General features: G+C 67.7%; 7 protein-coding genes and 1 pseudogene. 5 read left to right on the top strand and 3 right to left on the bottom strand.

Going from position 1 to position 5891, the window contains the following annotated elements; translation table 11 throughout:
* Positions 1 to 218 precede the first annotated feature (218 nt).
* Positions 219 to 620: a hypothetical protein gene (locus ACIF9R_RS37865; protein WP_399987608.1), complete on the bottom strand. Its 402-nt coding sequence runs from the start codon at positions 618 to 620 to the stop codon at positions 219 to 221.
* Between the two features lie 128 nt (positions 621 to 748).
* Between ACIF9R_RS37865 and ACIF9R_RS37870 the strand changes: the two are divergent.
* Positions 749 to 1979, top strand: a pseudogene (locus ACIF9R_RS37870) (IS701 family transposase).
* Between the two features lie 333 nt (positions 1980 to 2312).
* Here ACIF9R_RS37870 and ACIF9R_RS37875 read toward each other — a convergent pair.
* Both ACIF9R_RS37875 and ACIF9R_RS37880 read right to left on the bottom strand, forming a co-directional pair.
* Complete coding sequence (locus tag ACIF9R_RS37875; protein ID WP_399987610.1) at positions 2313 to 2978, bottom strand: YdcF family protein; 666 nt, start codon at positions 2976 to 2978, stop codon at positions 2313 to 2315.
* A complete protein-coding gene (locus ACIF9R_RS37880) occupies positions 2975 to 3769 on the bottom strand; it encodes a GntR family transcriptional regulator (RefSeq protein ID WP_399987612.1) in 795 nt (264 codons plus the stop codon). Before ACIF9R_RS37880 ends, ACIF9R_RS37875 begins: the two co-directional genes overlap by 4 nt.
* Before the next feature lie 649 nt (positions 3770 to 4418).
* On the opposite strand from ACIF9R_RS37880, the gene ACIF9R_RS37885 reads away from it, so the two are divergent.
* The 4 genes from ACIF9R_RS37885 (at position 4419) to ACIF9R_RS37900 (ending at position 5729) form a co-directional block, all read left to right on the top strand.
* A complete protein-coding gene (locus tag ACIF9R_RS37885) occupies positions 4419 to 4631 on the top strand; it encodes a hypothetical protein (RefSeq protein WP_399987614.1) in 213 nt (70 codons plus the stop codon).
* Positions 4632 to 4934: 303 nt separating this feature from the next.
* Positions 4935 to 5090 carry a hypothetical protein gene (locus tag ACIF9R_RS37890; RefSeq protein ID WP_399987616.1) on the top strand — a complete coding sequence of 52 codons (156 nt, stop codon included), beginning with the start codon at positions 4935 to 4937 and terminating at the stop codon, positions 5088 to 5090.
* Between the two features lie 94 nt (positions 5091 to 5184).
* Positions 5185 to 5454, top strand: coding sequence for a DUF6284 family protein (locus ACIF9R_RS37895; RefSeq protein ID WP_399987618.1), 270 nt, complete (start codon positions 5185 to 5187; stop codon positions 5452 to 5454).
* Positions 5451 to 5729 (top strand): DUF6303 family protein, encoded by a 279-nt coding sequence (locus tag ACIF9R_RS37900; protein WP_399987620.1) that lies wholly within the window; start codon positions 5451 to 5453, stop codon positions 5727 to 5729. The genes ACIF9R_RS37895 and ACIF9R_RS37900 overlap by 4 nt, the downstream gene beginning before the upstream one ends.
* The last annotated feature ends 162 nt before the right edge of the window (positions 5730 to 5891 follow it).

Here is a 5891-nt window from a genome sequence, read left to right on the forward strand (position 1 = left end):
GACCAACATCGCCGCCGCAACCGATCACTACAGGTCACGACCTCAGCACGCAACCGCCATGCTCCGGCTCACAGTGTGAGAACGCATCGCCCCTGCCATTGGCGCGGCCACTAATGCGGTGGCTCGACTGTCTTAGTACTCCAGCTGTAGATCGTGATCTTGCCTCGAATGGGCCAGCTGCTGGGCAGCCTGCATACTGAGGTAGCCGTCCCCGCAGATCACTTGCTGGGGCGGGTGACAGTGATGTCGATGGCGCCGGCGTCTGGCCCCGGTGAGTCCACTGCGACGCGCACGTTGAACTCACCGCGGTCACCCACTCGATGCACGAAGCGAGTCAGTTGCTCGACATCGCCGACTGCGATGCGGCCGTCAGGCAACAGGAGGGAGCCGTCGAAGACCGTGGTGAATTCCGGGTCGGCCCTTTCGGTCTCTGGCGCTTGGGGCTGCTTGAAGAGACGCACTTTGATGAGTCCCCTCTGAGCTCGAACCCGAACAGCCACGTGGGTGTCGCAGCTGGCCGCAGGGGCATCTTCCAGAGCGAGGGATACCGGAACCCAGTCGGTCGCTCCCAGGTGCAGCACGGGGTGGTTCACGTAGATGTCGACTCCGGCGACCTGCACGGTACTCCTCCTGCTCGCAACAAGGAGCGGCCACCGTTGATCATCGGTGTGTGAAGATAGACGATCATGCGGTGGCCGCAGGTCACAGAGTAGACCCTGCCCGCTGGCAGGAGGCGTTCGAGGCCCTTATGGGCGACCGGTTCGCCCGGGTTGAGCCCAGGCGCCGGGCTGGGCGGTTGGTGCTCGGGCTGCTGTCGGACCTGCCACGCAAGAACTGCTGGAGCATCGCCGAGTGGGCCGGGGAGGCGACCCCGCACGGCATGCAGCATCTGCTGTGCCGGGCCTCCTGGGACGCCGACGCGGTGCGTGACGACATCCGCGACTACGTGGTGGAAAAGCTGCACGACGACCAGGCAGTTCTCGTGGTTGACGAGACCGGCGACCTGAAGAAAAGGCACCCACACCGTTGGTGTTCAGCGCCAATACACCGGCACCGCGGGCCGGATCGAGAATGCCCAGGTCGCCGTCTACCTCGTTTACGCGGGTCTGCGCGGGCACGCGGCGGTGGACCGCGAGTTGTACATCCCGCGTTCCTGGACGTGCGACCCGGATCGCTGGCGGGCTGCAGGGCTTGGCGAGGACACCGCCTTCGCGACCAAGCCGGAACTGGCCATCCGTATGATCGGCCGGTTCCTGGACGCCGGGCACCGCGTGGGCTGGGTCGCGGCAGACGAGGTCTACGGCGGCAACCCGAGACTGCGGGCCGCGCTGGAAGAGCACGGTGTCGGCTACGTGCTCGCGATCGCCTGCTTGGCCGAAGTCACCACCGCTGCCGGGAAGTTCCGCGCGGACGCCCTGGCCGCGAAGGTGCCGAAACGGGCCTGGCAGAAGCTGTCGGCAGGGGCCGGCGCCAAGGGCCACCGCTTCTACGACTGGGCCATCATCGGCCTGGCGGAACCTCGGCCCGGCTCTCACCAGCTACTCATCCGCCGCAACCGCACCACCGGAGAACTCGCCTACTACCGCTGCTGGTCGCCTGCCCCGGTGCCTCTGGCCACGCTGGTGCGGGTCGCCGGATCGAGATGGCGGGTGGAGGAGACCTTCCAAACCGGAAAGGGCCTGGCCGGACTGGATGAGCACCAAGTCCGCCGCTACGCCTCCTGGGTCCGCTGGGTCACCCTGGCCATGCTCGCCCACGCCTTCCTCACCGCGGTCCGCGCTGACGAACACGCCCACCGTCCTGGACCGACCGACCTGGTCCCGCTGTCCTGCAACGAGATCCAGCGTCTGTTCATCACGCTCGTCGTCCGGCCGGTCCACGACGCAGCCCACCGGCTCAGCTGGTCCGACTGGCGACGCCGCCATCAAGCCCGGTCCCGCACCAGCCATTACAGTCGACAAGCCGCGAATCAGACATGAAGATCATGATCTACAGCTGGAGTATTAGTTACGACGTTCCCCCTCCTTTGCAGTCAACCGGCTTATTTCCTGACGCGGCGCCGGCCCCCGGCCGGGCTGGAGCGGGGCGGAGATAGGAGAGCAGGCCCGGCCGGGGGCCAGCGCCGCGCGCGGGGAGCGGAGCGAGCCGCCTTGATGAAGTAGAGAAAGTCTTGCCCCGCTGGGAGCACGACGGCCAGTTTCCCTCACATCCATCCCGTGTGACCTGCGCTTATCGCTCCGCATAGCGTGCGTGACATCCCAGGTTGGCCAGAGGTTGGCCACAGCGGGTCTCACAAGGCTCCCGTGACGCCGTCACTTCCGCTCTGCGGTGTCTGCCACGAGTCGGCTTGTGAACCCGGCGTCGCGCAGGCGCTCGTACGCTGCGGCCACGGCGTCGGGTACGCGCTGCTCGATCATGAATCCCTGCTGCGGATAGATCATGAGCCGCTGCTGAGCGCCGGTCAACATGTCGATGACCAGGCGTGCGTCTCCGATCGAGTCGACGTAGTCAGTCAGGGTCATAGGTGTGGAGGCGCTGACCCACTCGACTTCGGGCCACAGTTTGCGGGCGGTCGCGTAGGCCCGTCGTTCCTCGTACGGCTTGCTGATCAGCAGGACGGAGGACACGGCGGCCTGGTGCTTCTTGAGCAGTGCGCGCGAGAAGCGGATGTTCTCTCCTGTGTTCCGGGCCCGCGGCTCAACGAGGATCGCATCGGCCGGCACCCCCAGTTCCATCGCCCGATCGCGGTAGTGCTCAGCCTCGCCACGCGGCATACGGTCGCGTGTGGTGCGGCTGGTCGCCCCGGTGAAGACGATCAGCGGCATCATGCCCCGGTGGTAGAGGTCGGCGGTTGTGTCCGCGACTCCGAGGTCATGGCTGCCGAGTCCAATCGCGACAGAGCATGGGCGCAGCTCGTGCCCCATCCGCTGGAAGTCCCAGAGCCGCTGAGCGTCGGCCCATGCCTGTGCTGAGATCACTTGCTCTCGCCCTCCGCTTTCGCTGAGTCGGGGACCTTGAAGTCGTACGTCCAGGAAAAGCGCGTCGCCGCGTGGACACCGATCGCGAACTCCACCACGGTGCCATCGGCCGTGTACGTCGTCCGGTGCAGCTCCACCACCCATTCGCCCGGCGCCAGCTGGAGGAGCTGGACTTCGTCCGCCGTGGGGATGCGCGCGAACAGCGTCTCCTGCATGTGGTCGATCTCGTATCCGGCGTCGTATAGGACACGGAAGCCACCGCCCCGGCCGGCGGGCCCCGGCGTCGGGTCGACGATGCGCGTCCCTTCCACATGCTCGGGACGGTAGTAGCTGGTCAGCGTGTGCGTCGGCTGTGAGCCCTCCTTGACCACGCGTGCACGTGCGTAGACCGCCGCACCTTCCGGCAGACCGTGCGCCTGGGCGACGGCGGCCGGTGCCGTCACACGGCTGACGGTCTGGGTCTGTTCGTTCCTCTTGTACGTGCGTCCGGACGCCACGCGGTCCGCGATGAACGCCACTTCATCACCGTCCCGCCACTTGGCCTTGTCGTATCGCGCGATGCCGAGCCGCTTGGCCGGTGCCCGCTCGCGGACGACCGTGCCGTGCCCGCGCGACGACGTGACCAGCCCTTCGGCTTCCAACGCCTTGTAGGCCGCATGGACCGTGGACTTCGAGCCCTCGCCCGCTTCCACCAGGTCCCTGATCTGCGGCAACTGGGCACCGGGCGCGTACTCGCCGTTCCTGATCTGTTCGGCCAGTCGGTCCGCTAGCTCCCGCCACTTGGGCGCCATGCAGCACTCCTCTCGACACGGACAAGTCAAACACAGTCCTAGGACTGTTGACAGTCCTGGGACTGTGCGCCACAGTCCTGCTCAGCGGCTCGCTGTCCTAGGACTGCGGGCATGGCGGGCTCCTTTTGGGCTGTCCGCATGCTGGGCGGAGGACGCTGCAAGACCGCCCGTCAAAGGCCAGGGGACAGGGCTGCGGCCCGACTGGCGAGGTGGCCCGGTGACCGCGAGCAACGGCTGGAGAGTGGGGCTACAGGCCCCCTTGCAGCACCATCCCACCCCTTCAATCTCCGGGAGTACTCATGCGTCAACGACAGCTTCGGGCGTCGCCGTGATGGACCGGCCGACGGCGCCGTGCAGTAGTTCGGTCCGTATCCCGGCTTCGCAGCGCTGACGCTGCGGCCGGCTGCCTCTCCTACCTGTCCGCTCGGGCCTCTGCATGAGGGCGGACGGACAGGTAGGGGCGCGGGGAGCCGGAGGGGTTCCGCACGCGAGCGCCGCCCGGAGAGGCAACTCCGGGCGGCGCGGTACAGGCACCTGTGTTGGAGGCACCTGTGTTCACGAGTCTGACAGACAAAGAGCGCGACGAGCTGTCCCGGAAGGTCAAGGAAGCCAACAAGCGCAGCGAGCAGGGCCGGGGCGGTGGTCAGCGGTGAAGCCGTTCCCGTTGTCTCCTCGCGAGACGCACGGGGACGACGACACCCGTACCGGGCGTCTGCTCGACGCTGCTGACGTGGCGTTCGAGCGGGAGCAAACCACCCCGCTCGGAGAGCACTTCGAGGCGGTGGTCATGGAAGGTCTGCTGACCGACCGATCCGTGCCGGTCTACCCGCCCGCCGGTCACACGTTCCCGAGGAGGGACTGATCGTGCTCGGGGCCGGTGACGACACCGAGCACGAGAAGACCAAACCGCCTCTTCCGAGCCGTCCCCGCGGCCCTCACCCGTACCTGTGGTGACCGGCCGCTGAACGCACCGCCCCGATGGTCGAAGGCCGGGTTCGACTCCCCGGCCGGGGCACTCTCCCCACCGCTCCCACGCCGTGTGAGCAGGCACCGACTGACCGACGGCGCGGCTCAACACCCCCGCGCACCCGGTCCACTCCGGGGAGTTTGCGGCCGGTACAGCTGGCCGGTCCCACCCATCGACGACACATCGTCAGGAGTCCGCATGTTCGGCAAGAAGACACAGCAGTCGCCCGACCTGACCAGCCCGGAGAACGTCAAGAAGAGCCAGCAGGTCTACGCCCGCATCGTGTCGGGCGAATGCGAGGACGCCACGGCGGAGCTGAACGCCGCCCACAGCCACACCGACCAGCGCGACTGAACCTCGCACCGCCCATCCACAACGGCAAGCGGCTTCCGGGAGGCCCCCCGGAAGCCGCGTCGGGCCGTTTACCTGTGAGAGGACACACGACCCAATGAGTCACATCGTCACAGTTCAGGAAGCTGTTACCGCGTTCGCCGCCTTCGTGGAGCCGACGGACGCCGAGCTGGACGCGATCGAGCGGGAGATGCCCGTCGTCCTGGCGGATGTCGAACTGCTGGACGCGCAGATCGTCACCCTGGACCGCGCCGCGTCCGAGCTGGACGCCCGGCGTATCCGCCGGGCCCGCCGCCGCGCGCTGGCCGCGCAGGTCGCGCTGCTCAACTGCAGCGCCGGCGCGAGCCTTCCCGGGGGTGCTGCGTGAGGACGCTGACCGCGCAGATGTCGAGCGACGGCAGCGCCTGGCGCCTGTACGTCGTCGTGTACGGCGCGACCGAGTGGCCCACCGTCCGGTGGGAGTCCGGCCCGGTCCCCACCGGGGTGGAGCGCCGGGCGGCGCTGGCCGCTCTCGGGTACGAGGTCGTGCCCGGTGCCGTGTGGTCCTGGATCGAGGACAGCCAGACGCACGGCGACGACAGCACTCCGGTCGTCCTGATCGCGGCCGTGGACGTGCACGAGCAGGAAGGGGCCACCGCATGAGTGCCAAGACCGTACTTCCCGCCTTCGCCATGACGGCCGTATCCATGGTGCTGACCCTCGCTGTGGTTGAGGTTCCCCCGAGATGCGGGAACAGATGACGGAGGGTCAGATGGGTTTTGCGAGAGGAGCCCAGACGATGCCTGCACCGAGGAAGTACCCGCT

It is taken from the genome of Streptomyces sp. NPDC086080, assembly GCF_044540255.1.
Lineage (GTDB): Bacteria > Actinomycetota > Actinomycetes > Streptomycetales > Streptomycetaceae > Streptomyces.